General features: G+C 33.9%; 18 protein-coding genes and 2 riboswitches. Of the genes, 12 read left to right on the plus strand and 6 right to left on the minus strand.

Annotated elements, in window-relative coordinates; translation table 11 throughout:
* Positions 1–50: 50 nt before the first annotated feature.
* A riboswitch (cobalamin riboswitch) is annotated at positions 51–228 on the minus strand.
* Positions 229–535: 307 nt separating this feature from the next.
* Positions 536–711, plus strand: a riboswitch (Lysine riboswitch).
* A 200-nt stretch (positions 712–911) separates the two neighbouring features.
* The 7 genes from FYJ71_RS06525 (at position 912) to FYJ71_RS06555 (ending at position 7,976) form a co-directional block, all read left to right on the plus strand.
* Positions 912–2,117 (plus strand): aspartate kinase, encoded by a 1,206-nt coding sequence (locus FYJ71_RS06525; protein ID WP_154537993.1) that lies wholly within the window; start codon positions 912–914, stop codon positions 2,115–2,117.
* A gap of 30 nt (positions 2,118–2,147) precedes the next feature.
* Positions 2,148–3,131, plus strand: a complete 984-nt coding sequence (locus FYJ71_RS06530; protein ID WP_154537994.1) for an aspartate-semialdehyde dehydrogenase — start codon at positions 2,148–2,150, stop codon at positions 3,129–3,131.
* A gap of 33 nt (positions 3,132–3,164) precedes the next feature.
* Positions 3,165–4,073: a 4-hydroxy-tetrahydrodipicolinate synthase gene (gene dapA, locus FYJ71_RS06535; protein ID WP_154537995.1), complete on the plus strand. Its 909-nt coding sequence runs from the start codon at positions 3,165–3,167 to the stop codon at positions 4,071–4,073.
* 15 nt (positions 4,074–4,088) lie between these two features.
* Entirely contained in the window at positions 4,089–4,856 is a 768-nt protein-coding gene (gene dapB, locus FYJ71_RS06540; protein WP_154537996.1) for a 4-hydroxy-tetrahydrodipicolinate reductase, read from the plus strand.
* Positions 4,857–4,880: 24 nt separating this feature from the next.
* Entirely contained in the window at positions 4,881–5,597 is a 717-nt protein-coding gene (gene dapD, locus FYJ71_RS06545) for a 2,3,4,5-tetrahydropyridine-2,6-dicarboxylate N-acetyltransferase (protein WP_154537997.1), read from the plus strand.
* Between the two features lie 63 nt (positions 5,598–5,660).
* Complete coding sequence (locus tag FYJ71_RS06550) at positions 5,661–6,815, plus strand: M20 metallopeptidase family protein (protein WP_154537998.1); 1,155 nt, start codon at positions 5,661–5,663, stop codon at positions 6,813–6,815.
* Between the two features lie 3 nt (positions 6,816–6,818).
* Positions 6,819–7,976, plus strand: a complete 1,158-nt coding sequence (locus FYJ71_RS06555) for an alanine racemase (protein WP_154537999.1) — start codon at positions 6,819–6,821, stop codon at positions 7,974–7,976.
* A 114-nt stretch (positions 7,977–8,090) separates the two neighbouring features.
* Here the strand turns inward: FYJ71_RS06555 and FYJ71_RS06560 are convergent, their stop codons facing one another.
* Positions 8,091–8,618 carry a hypothetical protein gene (locus FYJ71_RS06560; RefSeq protein ID WP_154538000.1) on the minus strand — a complete coding sequence of 176 codons (528 nt, stop codon included), beginning with the start codon at positions 8,616–8,618 and terminating at the stop codon, positions 8,091–8,093.
* Positions 8,619–8,673: 55 nt separating this feature from the next.
* Here FYJ71_RS06560 and lysA point away from each other — a divergent pair, with 55 nt between their 5' ends.
* The 4 genes from lysA to thrB all read left to right on the plus strand — a co-directional run bounded on the left by lysA (position 8,674) and on the right by thrB (position 13,485).
* Entirely contained in the window at positions 8,674–10,023 is a 1,350-nt protein-coding gene (gene lysA, locus FYJ71_RS06565; protein WP_235899095.1) for a diaminopimelate decarboxylase, read from the plus strand.
* 194 nt (positions 10,024–10,217) lie between these two features.
* Positions 10,218–11,522 carry a homoserine dehydrogenase gene (locus FYJ71_RS06570; protein ID WP_154538001.1) on the plus strand — a complete coding sequence of 435 codons (1,305 nt, stop codon included), beginning with the start codon at positions 10,218–10,220 and terminating at the stop codon, positions 11,520–11,522.
* Between the two features lies 1 nt (position 11,523).
* Complete coding sequence (thrC, locus tag FYJ71_RS06575) at positions 11,524–12,573, plus strand: threonine synthase (RefSeq protein WP_154538002.1); 1,050 nt, start codon at positions 11,524–11,526, stop codon at positions 12,571–12,573.
* Positions 12,574–12,582: 9 nt separating this feature from the next.
* Positions 12,583–13,485, plus strand: a complete 903-nt coding sequence (gene thrB / locus FYJ71_RS06580) for a homoserine kinase (protein WP_154538003.1) — start codon at positions 12,583–12,585, stop codon at positions 13,483–13,485.
* A gap of 823 nt (positions 13,486–14,308) precedes the next feature.
* Here thrB and FYJ71_RS06585 read toward each other — a convergent pair.
* From FYJ71_RS06585 to FYJ71_RS06605, 5 genes are all read right to left on the minus strand, one after another.
* Positions 14,309–16,144: a glycerophosphodiester phosphodiesterase family protein gene (locus FYJ71_RS06585; protein WP_154538004.1), complete on the minus strand. Its 1,836-nt coding sequence runs from the start codon at positions 16,142–16,144 to the stop codon at positions 14,309–14,311.
* Positions 16,145–16,168: 24 nt separating this feature from the next.
* Entirely contained in the window at positions 16,169–16,852 is a 684-nt protein-coding gene (locus FYJ71_RS06590; RefSeq protein ID WP_154538005.1) for a DUF554 domain-containing protein, read from the minus strand.
* A 35-nt stretch (positions 16,853–16,887) separates the two neighbouring features.
* Entirely contained in the window at positions 16,888–18,417 is a 1,530-nt protein-coding gene (locus FYJ71_RS06595) for an acyl CoA:acetate/3-ketoacid CoA transferase (RefSeq protein ID WP_154538006.1), read from the minus strand.
* Between the two features lie 135 nt (positions 18,418–18,552).
* Positions 18,553–19,791 (minus strand): serine hydroxymethyltransferase, encoded by a 1,239-nt coding sequence (locus FYJ71_RS06600; protein WP_154538007.1) that lies wholly within the window; start codon positions 19,789–19,791, stop codon positions 18,553–18,555.
* Positions 19,792–19,904: 113 nt separating this feature from the next.
* On the minus strand, positions 19,905–20,696 hold the full coding sequence (locus FYJ71_RS06605; protein WP_154538008.1) for a DeoR/GlpR family DNA-binding transcription regulator: 792 nt from the start codon (positions 20,694–20,696) through the stop codon (positions 19,905–19,907).
* 304 nt (positions 20,697–21,000) lie between these two features.
* Here FYJ71_RS06605 and deoC point away from each other — a divergent pair, with 304 nt between their 5' ends.
* A complete protein-coding gene (gene deoC / locus FYJ71_RS06610; RefSeq protein WP_154538009.1) occupies positions 21,001–21,669 on the plus strand; it encodes a deoxyribose-phosphate aldolase in 669 nt (222 codons plus the stop codon).
* Positions 21,670–21,677 lie beyond the last annotated feature (8 nt).

The raw sequence follows: 21,677 nt of genomic DNA on the forward strand, positions 1-21,677 counted from the left end.
TATATAACATAGCCTTATATTTTCGTATCATCCTTTTCCCACCAAAAGATCATGACAGTTATTATATAGCAGGTCTCCTGACTTAACTTCAACCTCTGATTTCGCCTTCCCCGAACACAGGTGGCATTTGAAATCTTCGTCTGTAACACAGTAGAGTGAGCTGTTCCGGATTCAAACCGTATTCCCTTTTCAACATCGTTCAATGTCACTATATAAAATATGAAAACAATTAAAACAACGTTTTCAATAAAATATCAAAATATTTACTAAACTTCTTTTCACGTTAATATTATCACACTAAAGTGTTCTAGTCTAATTGTTATTATCTATAGTGTAATATACGAATTATCAGTTTTTTCAATGGAATGTATTCTTTGATCAGTATTATTTTCATATAAACATCCCTAGGCTCAGACTCTATTTTAGAAAATTTATTTTTTTATTTACATTTCGTATTTACAAAACTCAAAATATACTTTATAATGAATAACTAACCGATAGATAGATAATATCTACCTATTAATATAACTAAATACGATTGGATAGAGGCGCAAATGACATCAGTAGTTTCAAACAATGAGAGCAATCAGTTTGATTCGAAAGGGGATTTTGCCGAAATGATATTGGTATTGCTCGACTGATATCGTTGGAATACTTGTTAACAGCAAGTGTTTTGTCATTATCATAAGATAATGGAGTGCTAACCACATTTTGACTATAATTGTATCAGCCCTATAGGATTTATTAGACGAATGTTTGGTTAACCACATTTGTCTTTTTTAACATAATGGAGTGCTAGCCAGATACATTGTCATAATTGTCGATAAAAATATACACGCTAAATCAAAGGACAAATGTAGTGAGCTGCTACACTTGTCCTTTTTCAGTATAAATTTTGTTTGGAGGTAATCATGAATAAAACAACGGTACTAAAATTCGGTGGATCATCAGTGAGCACTATCGAAAAAATCAAGTCAATTTCGACCAGTCTAAAGGATAGGGTTGAAAAAGGAGAAAAGCTTATAGTTGTCGTTTCAGCAATGGGAAAAACCACTGATTCACTGCTAAATCAAGTAAATCAAATAACCTCAAATCCCGATGTCAGAGAGCTAGATACTCTTCTAGCAATAGGTGAACAGACCACCATTTCACTAATGGCAATCACCTTAAACGACATTGGTGTTAAATCCAGATCTTTAACAGGTTTACAGGCTGGAATAAAGACATTTGGTCAGCATACAAAAAGTAAAATTGCCGATATAGATTCAATATTTTTGAAAAATGAATTAAACGAATTTGATGTTCTTGTAGTAGCAGGATTTCAAGGGTACAATGAAAATTTAGAAATAACAACTCTTGGTCGTGGCGGTTCTGATACGAGTGCCGTTGCATTGGCGGCATCATTAAACGCACCATGTGAGATATACACCGATGTTACCGGAGTTTTTAGCACAGATCCTAGAATTTTTCCGAATGCAAAGAAGCTTGAACAGGTAAGCTATGAAGAAATGTTGGAGTTGTCTGCTCTGGGCGCAGGCGTCTTAGAAACTAGATGCGTTGAAATTGCGAAAAATTACAACGTACCACTATATTTGGGAAAAACACTATCAGAAGAAAAGGGGACATGGATAATGGAAAGTTCAAATTTATTAGAAAAGAAAATAGTTACAGGAGCGGCTTTGGATAAGGATATTTTACACGTTACCCTGTCTTGTAAAGACTGTTCGACAATGTTTGTAAAGGATTTATTTGACAAGCTTGATGAGTTTGGAGTAAATATAGATATGATTAGCCAAGTAATTTCAAATAATATTATCAATATTTCATTCACTTGCAAGGATACAGATAGAAATTTCTTAAATAGATCGCTGGAAAATCTATCTACTAGCTATCCAAATATAGACTGTTCCATCGATTCAAGCTGTTGCAAGGTATCTATAGTTGGATCAGGTATGAGAGATGTAAGTGGTGTGGCTGCAAGAGCATTTAGAACTCTTTGTAAAAATGGTATAGAATTTTTACAGGTGACAACTTCAGAAATATCAATATCATTTGCACTAAAAAAAGACGATGGAAAAGAAGCAATCAGACTTCTGTGTTTAGAGTTTAATATATAAAAATCAATCAGCTTTGAAAGGAGAAAAAATATGGCAATATTTGCAATAGTAGGTGCTACAGGCGTAGTCGGAACAAAAATGATAGAAAGATTAGCAGAGAGTGAGTTAAAGGTTGACAAACTATATCTAATGGCTTCTGCCAGATCAGTTGGAAAGAAAATAAAATTTAGAGATATTGAAATAGAAGTAGAAGAATTAAATGAAAATTCTTTTGATAAAGATATTGACTATGCACTATTTTCAGCAGGAGGAAGCACATCTCTAGAGTTTGCTCCTATAGCAGAGAAAAATGGTGTAATCGTAATAGACAACTCTAGTGCGTGGAGGATGGATCCAGAAATTGATTTGATAGTGCCGGAGTGTAATAAACCGACTCTTCAGAGAAAAATTATTGCAAATCCTAACTGCTCAACAATTCAATCAGTTGTTCCTCTTAGACCACTTCACGACGCTTTTGGTCTATCACATATTACATACACAACTTATCAAGCAGTTTCTGGCTCTGGTAAGGGTGGTATAGATGATCTTTTAAATGGACAAGAAGGAATTGAGCCAAAGAAATATCCACATCCAATTTACAACAATGTGTTGCCACATATTGATGTATTTCTTGAAAATGGATATACAAAAGAAGAGATGAAAATGGTAAACGAAACTAAGAAAATTCTATCACTAGACGACTCTGTAGGCATTTCGGCAACTTGCGTTAGAGTTCCTGTATTAAATTCACATTCAGTTGAAATCGATGTAGAATTCAAAAAGGAAACTACTGTTGAAGAAATAAGAGAAGTATTAAAAAATGCCCCTGGTGTAATTTTGGTGGATAACGTTCAAGAAAATGAATATCCAATGCCTATCAACGCAACAGGAATTGATGAGGTCCTAGTAGGAAGAATAAGAAGAGATATCTCTAGACCTAATGGATTCCACATATGGTGTGTGGCAGATAACATTAGAAAGGGAGCCGCTAGCAATGCAGTTCAGATTGCAGAGATGATAGAAGCAAGCAAATAAAAAGAAAATATACTTGTAGAAAAGGAGAATATTATGACAAAGTTATTTTCGGGAGTTGCAACCGCACTTGCGACGCCAATGTTGACAAATGGTGATATAGATTTTAAAGCATATGAAAATTTAGTAAAATTTCAACTTGAAAGTGGAATAAATGGATTGGTTGTTTCAGGAACAACTGGGGAAGGATCTACTCTTACAATAGATGAAAAACTAGAGCTTCTGAAAATGACTCTGGCTTTAAGAGGAGATAAGTATGATTGTCCTGTTATTTTGGGAACTGGTGCGAACAACACTAAATCTGCAATTCAACAGACTATTCTAGCAAAAGAAAATGGTGCAGATTTTGCCTTGGTTGTTACTCCATACTATAATAAGACAAGTCAACAAGGATTAATCGCTCACTACTATGCAATTGCGGATGCAGCTGATATTCCTATTATTCTATATAATGTTCCTGGTCGTACTGGAATGACAATACAACCAGAAACCGTTGTGGAACTAGCAAAGCATAAAAATATAGTGGCATTAAAGGATGCAACTGGCGATATGAAGTACCTTTCAAAATTAAAAGCTTTACTAGGTGAAGATTCTGATTTCGTTCTTTACAGTGGCGACGATGGTACTTTCTTCGATTTTCTTACTCATGGTGGAAACGGAGTAATAAGCGTCGTTTCAAACTGCACGCCAAAAGCCTTTATAAATGTCTTTAAGCAATACAACAAAGGAAATATAGTCGATAGTAGAAATCTACAAAATGCATTAAATCCTTTCATCTCTGCTCTATTCTCGGATGTAAGCCCTACTCCATTGAAGGCTGTCTTGAAATATATGGGCTATGGCGATGAAAACTTTAGATTACCGCTTATTCCAACTAATGAAAAAGTTAGAAATAATGTAATTGCCGAATATAATTCGTGTTTAAAACATGAAAATAACCTTTAATCGGAGGAAAAAATAATGAAAATAATTTTGAGTGGATATGGCACAATGTCAAGAATTGTTGAAGCTCTTGCAATAGAAAAAGGTCACGAAATAGCTGGCATATTTTCACTTCAAGAAATAGAAAACCCACCATATCCTGTTTATAACAAGGTTGAAAATATTCATTCTGCAGACGTAATAATAGATTTTTCTCATCCAGACAATGTTGCTCCACTTCTTGAAGGTGCTTCAATTCACAAGACGCCTATTGTTGTAGCAACGACTGGTGCCAGAGAAAGACTACAAGATTTGATGGACGAAGCATCAAAGAGTTGCCCTGTGTTTTTCAGTGCCAATATGAGCTACGGAGTTCACGTATTGACAAAAGCACTTGAGTTTTTAACTCCTCTATTGTCAGATGGGTTCGATATAGAGATAATAGAAAAGCATCACAACAAGAAGATTGACGCTCCGAGTGGTACCGCAGTGAAGCTACTTGAAGCAATACAAAATTCATATACAGCAAGCAAAAAAGATAGTTCAGATACAACAGGAAAAACTTACTCACCTATCTATGACAGATCTACTGGCGAACACAAGAGAGATAAAATGGAGATAGGAATGAGCGCAGTTAGGGGCGGAACGATTGTCGGTGAACATGAGGTTCTTTTTGCAGGAACTGACGAGGTTATTGAAATAACACATAGAGCACAGTCGAAAAAGCTGTTTGCTGATGGCGCAATTAAGGCGGCAGAAAGTATCTCAAATAAAAAACCGGGATTCTATACTTTCGACACAATATAATAATCAATAAATAAGGAGAATAATATGGCAAGAAACTTTACTTCAGAGGAAATAATTAATTATATAGCAACATCAACAAAAACTACACCCGTAAAAGTATACATTAAGGGTGATTTGGAAAACATATCTTTACCAGTAGGTGTAAAGGATTTTGGAGATGAAAACTCAAAAACTCTTTTTACAGACTTAAAAACATGGGAAGAAATACTTGAAAATAATAGAAAAATCATTGTAGATTTCGTCGTTGAAAATGATAGACGTAATAGTGCTATTCCACTAATGGATCTAACAGCTGTCAATGCAAGAATTGAACCAGGCGCATTTATCAGAGAGCATGCCGTTATCAAAGATAATGCTGTGGTAATGATGGGTGCAATAATAAACATCGGTGCAGTAGTTGGAGAAGGAACAATGATTGACATGGGTGCTGTTCTTGGTGGACGTGCGACAACTGGAAAAAATGTTCATGTTGGAGCTGGAGCTGTATTAGCCGGAGTAATAGAACCGGCAAATGCAAACCCTGTTGTTATAGAAGATAACGTACTTATCGGAGCAAATGCAGTTGTTCTTGAAGGAGTTAGAGTTGGGAAAAATTCAGTAGTCGCATCTGGTGCGATTGTAACAGAGGACGTTCCAGAAAACTGTGTAGTTGCTGGAGTTCCTGCGAAAATAATCAAGAGAACTGATGAGGTTAATAGTGAAAAAATAAGTATTGTCGAAGCGTTGAGAAGCTTGGACTAAATAAAAATAAGGTTATAAATACTTAGAATAAAGGTTATATATTTAAGAAGAAAAGTGATATAAATGAAATTTACAAAATTAGAACAGATAAAAAATTGGAGAAGATTTCTACACGAAAATCCTGAGCTATCTCTTAAAGAATACAAGACTACAGAATTTATACGCAATGAGCTGGATAAAATGGGATTGGAATATGAAGCCCCGATGGATACAGCAACAGTGGTAAAGCTATATGGAAAAGGCGAAAAATACATTGTATTAAGGGCCGATATAGATGCTCTACCTATCAAAGAAATGAATGATATAGAGTTTCGATCAAAGAATGATGGAGTCATGCACGCTTGTGGTCATGATGCCCATGCAACTATGCTATTGGGTGCGATAAACGAACTATCTGAAATATCTAAATCCAAAGACTTAGATATTAATATACTAGCAATTTTTCAACCATCTGAGGAGTCCTTTGGCGGCGCCAACCTTTTGATAGAAAACTACAATTTTGACAAATACGAGATAATCGGTTCCTTTGCTCTTCATATTAATCCAGACTATGAAGAAGGTACAATAATTTCTAGGATAGGACCAATAATGGCTAGCTGTAATGAATTTGCAGTCAATATAAAGGGAAAGTCTGCTCATGTCGGAAAAAGAGAAGAAGGCATAAATGCACTGAATGCTGCGATTCAAATTTATAGCCAAGTACAAGCAATACCTACTTACGATTTGGATAGCAAGCACACGAATATAATACATACTGGAATTGTGAGAGCTGGAGAGGTTATGAACTCAGTTCCTGAAAATGCATTTTTAGAGGGTACAATAAGAACATACGATAAAGATGATTTTGAAATTATCGAAAAAAGGATTGTTGAAATATGTCAGGGTGTATCACTATCCACAAAATGTGAAGTAGTGCCTGAAATACGAGCTGGGTATCCCGCCGTAATAAACTCAGAAATCTTGTATGATAAATCCGTCAATGCAGCGAAAAAAGCAAAAGCAAACCACATCACGAGAAAAGATCCGTATCTTCTAGGTGAAGACTTTTCGTTTTTTGGTAAAATTGCTCCGATTAACTACTCCTTTATCGGTGTCAGAAATAACGAATTGGGATATACAAGTGGATTACATACACCAACACTTCAGTTACGTGAAGAAGCTCTAATATTTGGTATCGATTACTTTGTAGAAATAGCTAAAAGCTTCGGAAAGGAATAAAATATGAAAGGTGCGAAATTGACCATAAATCTCTTGGCCCTTCAGAATAACGCAAAATATCTCGTCGACAATATAAAAAGAAATTCCACAGAAAACAATAATGGTGTGATTGCAATGGTAAAAAACAACGCATATAATCTTGGATTATGTGAGGCTGTCGAAAGTTTTTACGATGGTGGAATTAGGTTTTTCGCAACAACCTCTATTAAAGAATGTAAGGCTATTAGAGATATGTATTCTGACGTCCATATACTATGTGTAAATCCAAATACCGAATTCGATTTTATAAGGGAGTATGGTATTACAGCTACACTCCCTTCATTCGAATACATTCAAGAAAACCATGAGAAAATGAAAGATATTTCCTGGCATATTGAATGGGCTGGTCATATGAGAAGATCTGGCTGTAGAAGCGAAACAGAGCTTAGAAATATTCTTGAATTTGCAAAATCAAAAGACATAGAAATAGAAGGCTTATGGACTCATTTTTCATGGGCAGATACATTTGACGAGGAAAAAAACTACGAAAAAGAAAGAGATGAATGGATTGCTCTCTTAAAAAATATTACGAAAGACTACAGTTTCAAATATATTCACTCTCAGAACAGTGCATCTTTTTCGAGAGATGGCATCCTACCTAATCACACTCATATCAGACCTGGTATACTGTTGTACGGATACTATCCACATGACAGATATGAAAATGACAAAATCATACCTTCCATTGAGCTTTCAGGAGAAGTTATTTCAATAATTAAGCTATCTGCTGGAGAAAGCATTGGATACTGTTCATCATTCGTTCCAACAGAGGATACTTTGGTTGCAGTTGTGAATCTTGGATATGGAGATGGATTACTTAGAAAGCGTGGTATAGGTCATGATGTAATAATTAACGATAAAAAATACAAATTAGTCTCTTTTATGATGAGCCACACTGTAGTGAAAATTGACGAATACGTGCATATGGAAGATAGCTTTGATGCATCGGAGAAAATAATAAGTGTAAACATTGAAAATTCAGAAGTGAAGATCGGCGACACTGTATATTACTACAACAAAGAACTTCCATTACATGAATTTACAAAAAAAGGAGTGGGATCATGCTCTGAGCAAATGAGTCCACTCAACTACTCTACTCTTGAAGTTGAGTATATTAGGTAATGCTAAATTAGGGTAGTATGTTTGACATTGAACACAAAATAAAAGTCATGGCATATATCTAAATCGATTATATACCATGACTTGGGATTTTCCCTTAAAAACACATTCATTTTTCTATTCAGAAATGTACAGCTCTTTCTTATAGTGATAATATAAAATGAATGATATCACCAGACACATAAAAAACAAAAGTACAGAACGTAGTTTCGGATTATGAAATCTATTTTTAAAAGCATTTGGAATAATATATAGCAAAAATACTATGCTTACTTTATCTTTGTATACACTTATTTTATTTTTGTCTATTTGTTTTTCCACCATGTACTTTTTAATATAAATCCATGTATTAACAATAAATAAGTGACCTACACTTATTAGTACCAAAAAAAACGATGGATAAATTATATTAATGGATAATGCTATTAGAATGGACAATACAGAATAATGCTTTACGAGATATGTATTATTGCTATCGATTCTATTGTTAAATAATATTGCTGCAATGGCAATCGATAATAAAATAAATACGTGTAGAGTGAAGCTATCGTAAATATGAACATTGAATCTATATAATATTGACACGATTACTGCTATTAATCCAATGATATAGATTTCTAGTACTGTTTTTTTACCCTTATTCATAAGAAATCCCTCCTAAAAGCATAAAAATATATCTACATACTACAACGATATCATAATGGCAAAGCGTTGTCAATCAACATATAAATCAAATGAATTGAAAGGATACAAAATGAAACTAAACGGAACTGCAAAAATTGAAAAAAATGGCATTTTGTCAATTGGCGGATGCGATTCTATAGATTTGGCAAAGACTCATGGAACTCCATTGTTTGTCTATGATGAAGAATTAATCAGAACTCAGTGTAAAAGATTTCACAATGCTCTATCAAGCACAGGCTTAAAATACCATATTTCATATGCAAGCAAGGCATTTTTATGCAAGGAAATGGCAAGGCTGGCAAAGGAAGAAAATCTTGGGCTAGATGTCGTTTCAATCGGAGAAATATATAATGCATTATCTGCAGATTTTCCTGCTGAGAATATGCATTTTCATGGAAACAATAAAACTGATCAGGAAATAATGTACGCTATTGAAAAAAATATAGGATTGTTTGTAATTGATAGCTTTTCCGAAATAGATAGGATTGAAGCAATTGCAGAAAACAACAATAAAAAAATAAAAGCTCTATTAAGAATTACACCAGGTGTTGAGGCTCACACTCACGAATTTATTACGACTGGAAATACTGATTCAAAATTTGGTCTAAACATCGACAATGGACAGGCTAAAATCGCAATTGAAAAAATATTACAGACAAAAAATATTTCTCTACAAGGTGTCCATTTCCACATAGGTTCCCAAATATTTGGAACAGAAGGAACAAGACACGCAATTGACAAGGTATTTTCCTGGCTTAATACTCTAAAATCGGAGCTAGGCTTTTCAGCGAAAGTTCTAAACATCGGAGGTGGATTTGGAATTAGGTATACAGAGGAAGATGTGTCATATCCAATTGAAGATGCTATAAATGAAATCGCTGAATCGCTAAAATCGTCATCAGAAAAATTCGCACTTGATATCCCTGAAATTTGGATTGAACCCGGTAGATCAATTGTCGGTGAAGCTGGATACACATTATACAAGGTTGGAACTATCAAAGAAATTCCAAATGTTAGAAACTATGTTTCCATCGATGGAGGTATGAGCGATCATATAAGAACTGCCTTGTATGATGCAAAATACGAGGTTGCCATAGCAAATAAAATGGATTCCTCAGCCAACTATTTGGCAACAATAGTCGGTAAGTGCTGTGAATCTGGTGATATTATTGCAAAGGACGTATATATTCAAAAAACTGAAATAAATGATATTGCCGTTGTAAGCTGCACAGGAGCTTACCACTACTCAATGGCATCAAACTACAACCAAATGACTAGACCAGCAGTTATATTTGTAAGAGATGGCAAAGATAAGGTTGTCATAAAAAAGGAAAGCTTGGAAGATTTGCTAAAAAATCAAATATAGCAAATAATATTTAGATTATTTCGAAAATTATTATAGATATTATACTAATCTGTAATTAAATTGTAGAAAAATAAATAATCAAATTATGGCATTTATTTGTTGTAATAAGCTTTAAAAAGTGGTAAAATATCAAATAACTCAAGTTTTCTGAATTTCAGAAAACTTGAGAATATGCCAAATAAGGAGGTAGCAATTTGAAAGCATTAAAATTAGGAATATTTGGACTAGGGACAGTTGGGTCCGGTACCATGGATATTTTGACAACCAACGGCGATACCATTGAGCGAGAACTTGGTTGCAAAATCCAGACAAATAAAATATGTGTGAAAGACTTAGGTAAGAAAAGAACGATTGACGTTGATACCTCCATGTTGACCACGAACCCTGACGACATTCTTAAAGATCCAGATATAGATATTGTAGTTGAAGTTATGGGTGGTATAGATGAAGCAAAACGAATTGTTGAATCTGCACTCAATAACAAAAAACATGTAGTTTCAGCCAATAAAGATTTGGTTGCCCTCTACGGAAAAGAATTAACAGAATTAGCTAAGAAAAATAATTGTCATTTCTTTTATGAAGCCGCCGTTGCTGGTGGAATTCCAATATTAAAATCATTACAATTTGCTCTAACTGGAAATAATATCAAAAAAATAAGTGGAATAGTAAATGGTTCCACAAATTATATTCTTACAAGAATGGAAGTCGAAAAATTATCACTAGAAGAAATAATTGAAGATGCAAAGCGATTAGGATTTTTAGAAGCTGATCCAAGTGCTGATTTAGAGGGGCTTGATGCAGCAAGAAAATGTGCGATTCTAGCAAGCATCGGTTTCCATAGTTTGGTCACAACAAATCAAGTTTATGTATCAGGAATTACAAATATTACATTAAAAGATATCGAATACGCATTAAAATTAGGCTATAGAATTAAGCTACTAGCCGTTGCAGAAAATAAAGAAGATGGAATAGTAGCAAAGGTCCATCCTACAATGCTACCGCTTGATCATCCATTGTCATCAGTTAAATACGAATTGAATTCAGTATACGTTGAAGGCGATATGGTTGGAGAGACGATGTTTTATGGTAGAGGTGCCGGTGCACTACCAACGGGTTCGGCTGTTGTGAACGACATAATAACAATTATAAAGAGAATATTAAATGGCACAAAACCTGAATACGCATACAACTTATTTGAACAAAAGAGCGTACTACCAATAGAATCACTAGATTTTTCTTATTATTTAAGACTGCAATTTAAATCTGGTGAAATTGAGGGTACAAGATTATTGAAATTATTTGAAGATAATAATATTGAAATTGAAGAAATAAATAAATATAGCTTCATTGAAAACAACACAAACGAGCAAATAGATGAGTTTGTTTTAGTTACAGAGCCTTGTGTAGAAGAAAAATTCAATGAAACAATAGAAAAATTATCAAAATTGGAAAGCGAACTAAGATTGATAAGAACTATTAGAATAGAAAGTGGGTTATAATATGGCATGGAAAGGACTCTTAAATCAATATAAAGAATATTTACCAGTAAATGAAAACACTCCAGTAGTAACTTTGTACGAGGGAAACACGCCTCTCATTAAAAGTGAAAACATTGGTAGAGATCTAGGCATTGACCTATACTTTAAATACGAAGGTCTTAATCCTACAGGCTCATTCAAGGATCGTGGTATGGTAATGGCAATAGCAAAGGCACTAGAAAGCGGTTCAAATACGATTATGTGTGCAAGCACAGGCAATACCTCTGCCTCTGCAGCCGCATATGGAGCAAGATATGGATTAAATTCAATCGTACTTATTCCAGATGGATACGTTGCACTAGGTAAACTTGCACAGGCACTTCAATACGGTGCGAACGTAGTAGCAATTCAAGGAAACTTTGATGATGCTTTAAATCTGGTAAAGGAGATTACTACAACTCACCCAATAACACTTGTCAATTCTCTAAATCCATTTAGATTAGAGGGTCAGAAAACAGGAGCATTTGAGATTGTCGATGCTCTTGGAGATGCACCCGACTACTTGGCAATTCCAGTCGGAAATGCAGGAAATATTACTGCGTATTGGAAAGGATTCAAAGAGTACAAGCAAAATAGCAAATCTACAAAGCTACCAATTATGAAAGGTTATCAAGCTGAGGGAGCCTCTCCTATCGTTCAAAATAGGATATTTGCCGATCCTCAAACTGTCGCTACTGCAATTAGAATTGGAAACCCAGCATCTTGGGAAAAAGCCTTAAAGGCAAGAGATGAATCAGGAGGAACTATAAAGGCTGTTTCAGACGAAGAAATTCTTCAAGCATACAAGCTTCTATCCTCACAAGAAGGAATATTTGCAGAGCCAGCCTCATCTGCTTCACTTGCAGGAATAATAAAATCAGTAGAAAACGGAGATATAAAGAAAGGATCGAAAGTGGTTGCTATCTTGACCGGAAATGGATTAAAGGACCCAGATACTTGTTTGAGTCTTGCAAACAAACCTAAATCCATTCCAGGAACTTTGGAAGAAGTTCTTAAATTAATAGAAAGATAGGTGACACTTATGTACAGAATCACAGTACCAGCAACAACAGCGAATTTAGGTCCAGGATATGATGTGCTTGGAATGGCATTATCACAATACTCAGTTTTTGAGTGTGAATTATCCGATGAAATTGTCATAGAATTGGATGGTTTAGAAAAAGAGAAATTAACCATTGAAAATAACCTGGTAATAAACTGTATGAACAAGCTTTTTGAAAAAATTGGAAAATACCCAAGCGGATACCATATTAAAATCACAAATGGAGTACCTCTCGCAAGGGGAATGGGCTCAAGTGCAACAGCCATTATAGGTGGATTGCTTTCGGCAAATGCCTTGATAGATTTTCCACTTTCCAAGGACGCTATTCTAGAACTGGCTACTGAAATCGAGGGACATCCCGACAACGTTGCTCCAGCACTTCTAGGTAATCTAATCGTTTCGACAAAAATAGATAATGGAGAAATTGTATACAAAAGCATAACTCCTTTTGATGAATTGATGTGTGTGTTGTTTATACCAGATTATGAAATTTCAACAAGCAGTTCAAGAGGTGTTGTCCCAAAATCTTTTGAGATAAGGGATGCCATTCATAATATGTCTCATTTGACACTGATGATTATGGGATTTATGACTGGTGATACAAATATCATATCTAAAACTATGAATGATGTAATTCATGAACCATATAGAAAATCATTGATACTCGGATTTGATGAACTAAAAAAATCCGCATTAGATGCAGGGGCATTTGGATTTGCTCTTAGTGGAGCTGGATCAACAGTAATCGCATTTTGTGACAAAGCCGATGTCGAAAGGGTCAGCGAATCACTACAAGAAACAAGAAATATGCTAGGTATTGCAGGAAAAGTAAAAAAAATAGAACCTTGTAGAAATGGAGCTACCTGCGAAAAAATAGATTAACCACCTGATAGAAAAATAAAGTCATGAAAAGATATAAGGAATTTTAAATAATATTATTATTTCTCATATTTTTACATAACTTATAAACATATTAAAAGCAAATAACTATTGATATAAAAACATCTATAGCTATTTGCTTTTTTGTATTATATATTGGCAAATATCCTGCACCTTTTATGCCAATAACTTATTTAATAAATAATAGATTTCATACAACATCTCAAAGATAACTATAATCCTAAATATCGCCATATTCTTGGCAAAATAAAGCATATAAAAACAATCAAACACAAATACACAAGAAGCAAATAAGTGTTGCTAAAAAACACTTCCTTAAAACTCTTTCTATAAAGAATAGAATATGCAAAAATAACTATGATAAATACTATCAATTGAATAGAAAATGTAAAAATAACTCTAAATACTTCATTATTAAACATAAGTCATCTTCCTTTCAGTAACCATAATTATTTTAAACCTATAAATATATCATTTTTAATGCAATTATTTCATCCCAATAATAACATAAACTTTAATTTTTGTAAAGTTTATGTTATTTTAATAAAATGATATTATTTTATAATTTTGGCTAAATAATATCATTTTATAATACAAATCATTGACACAGAATAAATAAAAATATATTTATATGAAAAAAACAAAAAACTTCAATATAAAATGTCAATAAGCATATGATTCTGGCTTTAGTAAATTTATTATATAAAAAATAGCTTCTTAGATAACTATTACAATTATTCTAAGAAGCTATATGTTGATATTAATAGCATCTTTTACAAGAGTAATAAATAAAGTTACTCCCAATTTACCTAAAATTTAGTAAATCTAAAAATCTGGATACTATTAATTCATTTTCTGTTAACTCTGCATTTTCTTTTAGCTTATCTTTTACATCAAGTGGATTGTCGGTGATGACCCCATCAATCTCCAGCTTTGTCATATTTTCAATGGACTCCTCTGAGTTTACAGTCCAAGCAATTACCTTTTTCCCAATTTCATGTATTGAATCAACGTTCTTGTCAGTAATCTCATTTTCCTCCAACATAAAATAGTCTACATTGATATTTGTATAGTCACCTATTTTTAAATAATTAATCAAACCTGTATTAAAAGTCACATCCTTATTTTCAATATATTCGACATTTGATTTTGTCAAAGATGTAAAAATTACCTGCTCCTTCATTCCTTTCTTGTCGACAATATCCATTAGGTCGTCCATCATTTTTTGATCGACATTACCTTTTAACTCCAAATTTATTCCTATTTTGTCCTTGCATAGATCCAATACCTCTTCAATTGTTGGAACTTTTTCATTCTTGTATTTATCTCCAAAACCCTTACCAAGTCTTATTTCTTTGATTTGGTCATATGTCAAATTCAAAACATCTTCATTTATGAAAGTATTATTAGAACTAGCAACTCTTGCAAAATTTTTATCGTGATTTAGTACATATGACCTATCCTTAGTTCTTTGAACATCTATTTCAATATAGTCTATTTTTTCTGATATAGATTTTTTTATCGAACTAATACTATTTTCTGGAACTCCATCTCCGAAGCCTCTATGTCCCATTATCATTATTTGACTGTTGTATCCAAGAAATTCCCTTGTAAAAACCCCCAGAAAAACTGATATCGGAATTAAAACAACTAGGCAAATGGCTATGAAGGTTTTTTTTCGCATAAATAGTTTATCCAGAATCGATTTTTTCTTTTTTTCTTTTATCTGCACAAATACATGCTCTTCACTCGGAACTAATTGGTAGAATATCTTTGTAAAATGTAAGCATTCGAATGGAACTACAAGCATGGATATCAATAATATCACTATACTATGAAGCTGAAGCAGAAATATCGCCAATGACTTACCAAAAAATCCACTAGATGAACTAAAAAATAACATCAATGCAAGTGCCCAAATTAGCAATCCCAAGGTTATTACCACTGTATTTATAATAGTTATTCCGACAATATCAACGAAAAACTTCTTTTTATTTTTCACAACTAATTCAAAGCTCGACTTGATTGCCTTCGTTGAATTTTGTCCATAAATAATCATAAAATGGAATGTAAATATCATAAATACACTAGATATAAGCACAATACCTACAATTATGTAGTATATCGTTTTAAAAGTGCTGTTTGTCTGTATCACACTCATTACGAAATTGGGAACATAAAAACCTTTCAAGAAAGAAAGCTTTAATCCAAACCCGCTGAGTGGAGCAAGTATTAGCAAATATATTACTATCAGTACTCCACCAAAAGACATCATCTTTGGAAGCATATTCCAGTTATACTTCAATAAATCTAAATACCCCGACTCACTTTGTCTGTCTTCAATTTTCGAACTTATCGCAATGTATCCACCAATTTCTAACACTATTTCAACTACAACAGTAAAAACCATCATCATAAGAAAAATAAACCCTCTAGCTGAAAATAGAAAATTTAACACATCTCCATTACTAAGTAAATTATACCCCTTGCTTTTTATCAAAAATCCACTTATCAACCCATACGAAGGGATTATAATCATAGATAATATGAACTTTGTAACAAGTTGATATTTTATAAATTGAGTCACATTAGAAAAAAAGCTTCTAATAAACTCAAAATATACCCTAAATAAACGCCTCAATTAAACACCCTCCTAAATATCTTATTAAATTATTCCAAAAACAGACAATATCATAGGTATGAACACAGCCGGTGCAATATTTGCAACCCTAATATTTTTGTCCAATACCAAATTTATTGCTATGCCCAAAATCGCAATGCCTCCTATACTACTGACAGATGCAATGACTGGATCACCCAAATATTGACTGATAATTGTCGCCAACAACACAAATAGCCCTTGATAAATAAATACGCTTACTGATGAAAAAGCGACACCAATCCCCATTGTCGCTGCAAACACTGCACTGATGATACCATCTATTATACCTTTGGCAACTAATGTATCTCCATTCCCTGTCAAACCCGCATCCAATGCTCCAACAATTCCCATCGCACCAGCACAAAAGAGAATGCTCGCTGTTACAAAACCCTCGGCAAACCTAGATTTTTCTCCCTTGCTAAATCTACTTTGTAAATAAGCTCCCAGCCTATTCACCTTTGCATCAAAATCAAAAAATTCACCGATTACAGTTCCTATAGCAATAGAAATAATAATCAATAAGGTATTTTCGCCCTTAATGGCAAGTGTAATTCCAATGTAGAATACACATAACCCCATAGCCTTAATCAAGGTTTCCCTTATCCTATCAGGTATTCCCTTCTTTAGAAAAAGACCAATAATCGCACCTGCTGCGATGCATAATGCATTTATCAAATTGTAAAGCATCAAATTTCCTCCCATATTCGAAATTATTTTCTTCTTTATTTATCAAAAATCTTTCTGTCCATCAACTTCAGATTTTCTGATATTCTTGTTCTGAAATCCATTACACCAAATATTTCACTTTCTATATCAATTCCTGGAGCGACCTCAGTTAAGATTAAGCCTTCATCATCATATTTGAACACACATCTTTCAGTAACTAAAATAACATTTTGCCCATTGATCCTGCTCTGATGTGCACTAAATGTAACTTCATCAATACTATTTTTAAATTTTTTAGTCTTACCTTCACTCAATATTACAAGCTTTCCATTTTCAAATTTCGTTTTTAATCCATTGGAAGTCATCGTTCCGCAAAATACAATATTCTTTGTCGATTGCGTTATATCAATAAATCCTCCACAACCACCAATTCTATCTCCAAACCTACTTACATTAATATTGCCATTTGAATCAATTTGTGCGAAGCCCAAGAAAGATTTATCCAATCCACCACTATTATAAAAATCAAACTGAGATGCCATAGGTAGAGATGCCCATGCATTCACAGCAGAACCAAAATTCGAACCACCCAAAGGTATTCCTCCGATAAGCCCACTTTCAACTGTCAAAACTATATCAGAAATTCCTGCTTCGACTGCTGCAGAAGATACGGCTTCCGGTATTCCAATTCCCAAATTGACAACAGATCCACTCTTCAATTCCTCTATAGCTCTCCTCGCAATTATTTTTCTCTCATCAAAAATCACGCCTGATATTGAAAATTCATTGGAGTTGTACTTTCCTGCAATAACTGGACTATAGAAGGTGCCCGGTGTCTGTCTATGATATATCTCAGGCTCCTCAGATATGACGACAGCATCTACAAACACACCTGGAATTACAACATCTTTTCTATTGATAGATGCAGAAGACACAATATTTTTTACCTGAACAATAACCTTTCCTCCGCTGGCCTTGACCGCCATAGCGATATCTAATGAATCGATTATTGAAGACTCGTCCTCCATCGTAATGTTTCCATGCTCATCTGCAGTCGTACCTCTTATTATACCTATATCGTACTTGGGAACTTTGTACTTTAGATATTCAACATCATCTATATGTATCAGCTCCACTAAATCTTCCTTTGCAGCCTCGTTTACCTTTCCACCCTTAAGTCTCGGATCGCAATATGTATTCAAACCTATCCTCGTTATTTCAAAAGGCTTTTTCCCCGCCGCTTGTCTATACAGATGGGATATTACACCCTGAGGAAAATTATATGCCTCAACCTCATTATTCAACGCCATTTTTATCATTGGCTGATTGTTCGCAAAGTGTGCTGTAACATACCTCTTTATCAAGCCTGGAAAACTCATTTCACATACACCTTGATCTCTGTTATTTCCTATTCCAGCACCTTGATAAACAGTTAAACCTCTGGGGCTTCCAGTATTTTTAAACCTTTCACCAATGCCCACCATTATTTCTCTGGCTGCAGTCGCCAACATAAAACCAGACAGCGCAACTGTATCACCGTCTTTTATAAGATTAATAGCCTCATCCAACTTCACGTTCTTATTCATACTTCCCCCAAAAATAATAGAGTGAGAAATTAAATTCTCCCACTCTATTTTATCATACTTTTAACTAAAAAAATAAATATTTATTATTCTAATGTCAACTATTTTAAATCTGAAAAACAAATAATATCATCGCTTTTATTTCTCAAATTCCGGTAATGGATATTTCTCAGTTAATCCCACAACAATTTTCTGTGCAGCTTCTATATCTCTATAAGTTATTACCAAATCAATAGCTTCAGCGATCTTTATCATATCATCGCCATTCATACCTCTTGATGTGACAGCAGGTGTACCAATTCTAATTCCACTAGTTTCTACAAAGCTTGCCTTATCAAATGGTATGGAGTTTTTATTCACAGTTATATACGCCTCGTCCAAAAGAGTTTCAGCCTCTTTTCCAGTCATCTTCTTTGAAACTAAATTCAGCAGTATCAAGTGATTGTCCGTTCCTCCTGAAACCAAGTCAAATCCTCTCTTTTTCAACTCATCAGCTAGGATGGAAGCATTTTTGACGATATTTTTCTGATATTCTATAAAATCATTCTGCAAGGCTTCTTTGAAACACACTGCCTTTGCCGCAATAATGTGTTCCAGAGGACCACCTTGAATTCCTGGAAAAATTGCCTTATCAACTTTTTTTGCATATTTTTCCTTACAAAGTATTATTCCACCTCTTGGTCCTCTCAAAGTTTTATGAGTAGTACTAGTCACAAAATCGGCAAATTCGACTGGATTATTATGTAATCCAGCAGCAACCAAGCCTGCAATATGAGCCATATCCACCATAAAATATGCATCCACTTCCCTTGCGATATCAGATATCTTCTTGAAATCAATCTCTCTCGGATAAGCACTGGCTCCAGCTACTATCATCTTTGGTTTTTCTATAAGTGCGATTTCTCTTAATTTATCATAGTCTATCATTTCAGTTTCCGGATTTACTCCATAAGCGACAAAATTGTAGTTAACACCAGACATATTCACTGGAGAACCATGTGTCAAATGCCCACCCTGAGACAAATCCATGCCTAAAACCTTATCTCCATAATCCAATACAGCAAAATACACTGCTTGATTTGCTTGTGATCCAGAATGAGGTTGAACATTGGCATGCTCAGCACCAAAAATTCTTTTCAATCTTTCTATTGCAAGATTTTCTAACTCGTCGACGTGTTGGCAACCTCCATAGTATCTTTTCGAAGGATACCCCTCTGCATACTTATTTGTAAAATAGCTTCCCATAGTTTCCATAACAGCGTTGGACACAATATTTTCAGAAGCTATCAATTCAATATTTCTCTGTTGCCTATCGTATTCCTTGACCAAAGTTTCATAGACTTCTTGATCTGCTTTCTTTAGATACTCAAATTTCATGGTACATAACCTCCTTCATAAACTACTATTTCACCATATGAATCTACCATATAGTCTTTTTTTATGACCTTTTTATTATTATACCAAAAAAATCTCTATTATAACACATTCTATTAGTCTGCAATGATTAAATTTATCCCCATTTTATTTATAATCTCTACCCACTCGTCACTGATTCCTCTGTCGGTTATGATATTATCTATGTAATCAAGCTCACATATAAAAGCAGATGCCACATTGCCAAATTTGGAAGAGTCTACTAGCAAAAATACTTCTAGTGAATTATTAATCACCTCTTTTTTCAGCAATATTTCGTAGGAATATGCACATGTTATTCCTAGCTTTTCGTGAACGCCCGCAGCCGACAAAAACAATTTATTAGTCCTCGTATTCTTTACAAGCTCCATATCTATTGATGGTTCAAACATTCCTGTATCCCTATGAAATTTTCCTCCAGATACAATTATTTCTGCATTTGGCTTTCCAAGAAGGTGAATCAGGTTATTTGCACTAAACACCAACGCCGTAAAGCTCAATTCGTTATCTATGTTTTGTGTTAATTTTTCAGTTGTAGTTCCTGTATCAATCACAACAACATCGTTTTCACACACAAATTCAGCCGCTTTTTTTCCAATACAGTTCTTTTGATATTCCATTTTATGAGAATTTATACTTATACTATATGAAAACTCATCAGACTTATTTACTGGATTGTCTTCTCTGGGATTAAAAACAGCCGCACCATAAAAATTATCTATTATATTTTTCTCTTCAAGAGTTTTTAAATCTCTTCTAATTGTCATTTCAGATACATTTAGTTCATTTGCCAAATCTTTTACCGATGAACCATTTGAACTTTTTAAAATAGATATTATATTATTAATTCTATCTTCTCTTTTAGACAAAATGCCACCTCCGTTCCTGTGTATAAAATCAATTTTAGATAATTATATCATAATATCAAAAAAAAATCTAAATATAAAGGTAATTTTTGTTACTTTTTGAAAAAATCTATAAAGAACACCCCATTTTATGATTGAATTATAACATTTTTGATATATTTTTGAAAAAATATAACCTATTTTTGATTGATAACTAACAAAATCGTTGACAAAAAATGTTTTCAAGTGTATTATTATAGTCATAGAGTTAAAATGTTCGAGAAAGAACATAAAAAACAAAAATCTAACTCATTTGAAAGGAGTAATAATGGAAAAAGAATTTATACTAAGCCATATTGACCACACGCTTCTAAAGGCGTATTCAACGTGGGAAGACATCGTAAAATTGTGTGATGAAGCCGTAGAATTTAAAACTGCATCGGTTTGTATTCCACAAGCATACATCAAAAGAGTACATGAACGCTATAATACAAAGATAAATATTTGTACGGTAGTTGGTTTTCCTTTGGGATATAACTCTACCGAATCAAAGCTGTTAGAAGTAAAAAATGCGTTAGAGGATGGTGCCAATGAAATAGATATGGTAATCAACATCTCAGATGTAAAAAATGGAGATTACAAAAAGGTAGAGTCCGAAATCTGCGAACTGAAAAAAGCTTGTGGAGATAAGGTTTTGAAAGTAATTATAGAAACTTGTTATCTTACTGAAGAAGAAAAAATAGAAATGTGTAAGGCCGTAACAAATGCAAAAGCCGACTATATTAAAACTTCTACAGGATTCGGCACTGGTGGCGCAACAATGGAAGATATTTTATTGTTCAAAAATCACATCGGACCAGAGGTAAAAATCAAGGCTGCAGGCGGTGTGAAAAGTATCGATGACCTAGAAGCATTTATCGATGCCGGATGCTCAAGAATAGGAACTAGCTCGGCAGTCAGTATGCTAAAAGGAGAAAAAAACGATTTAGGATATTAAAAGCTTAT

The sequence above is a fragment of the Peptostreptococcus porci genome, assembly GCF_009695815.1.
GTDB classification, from domain to species: Bacteria; Bacillota; Clostridia; order Peptostreptococcales; family Peptostreptococcaceae; genus Peptostreptococcus; species Peptostreptococcus porci.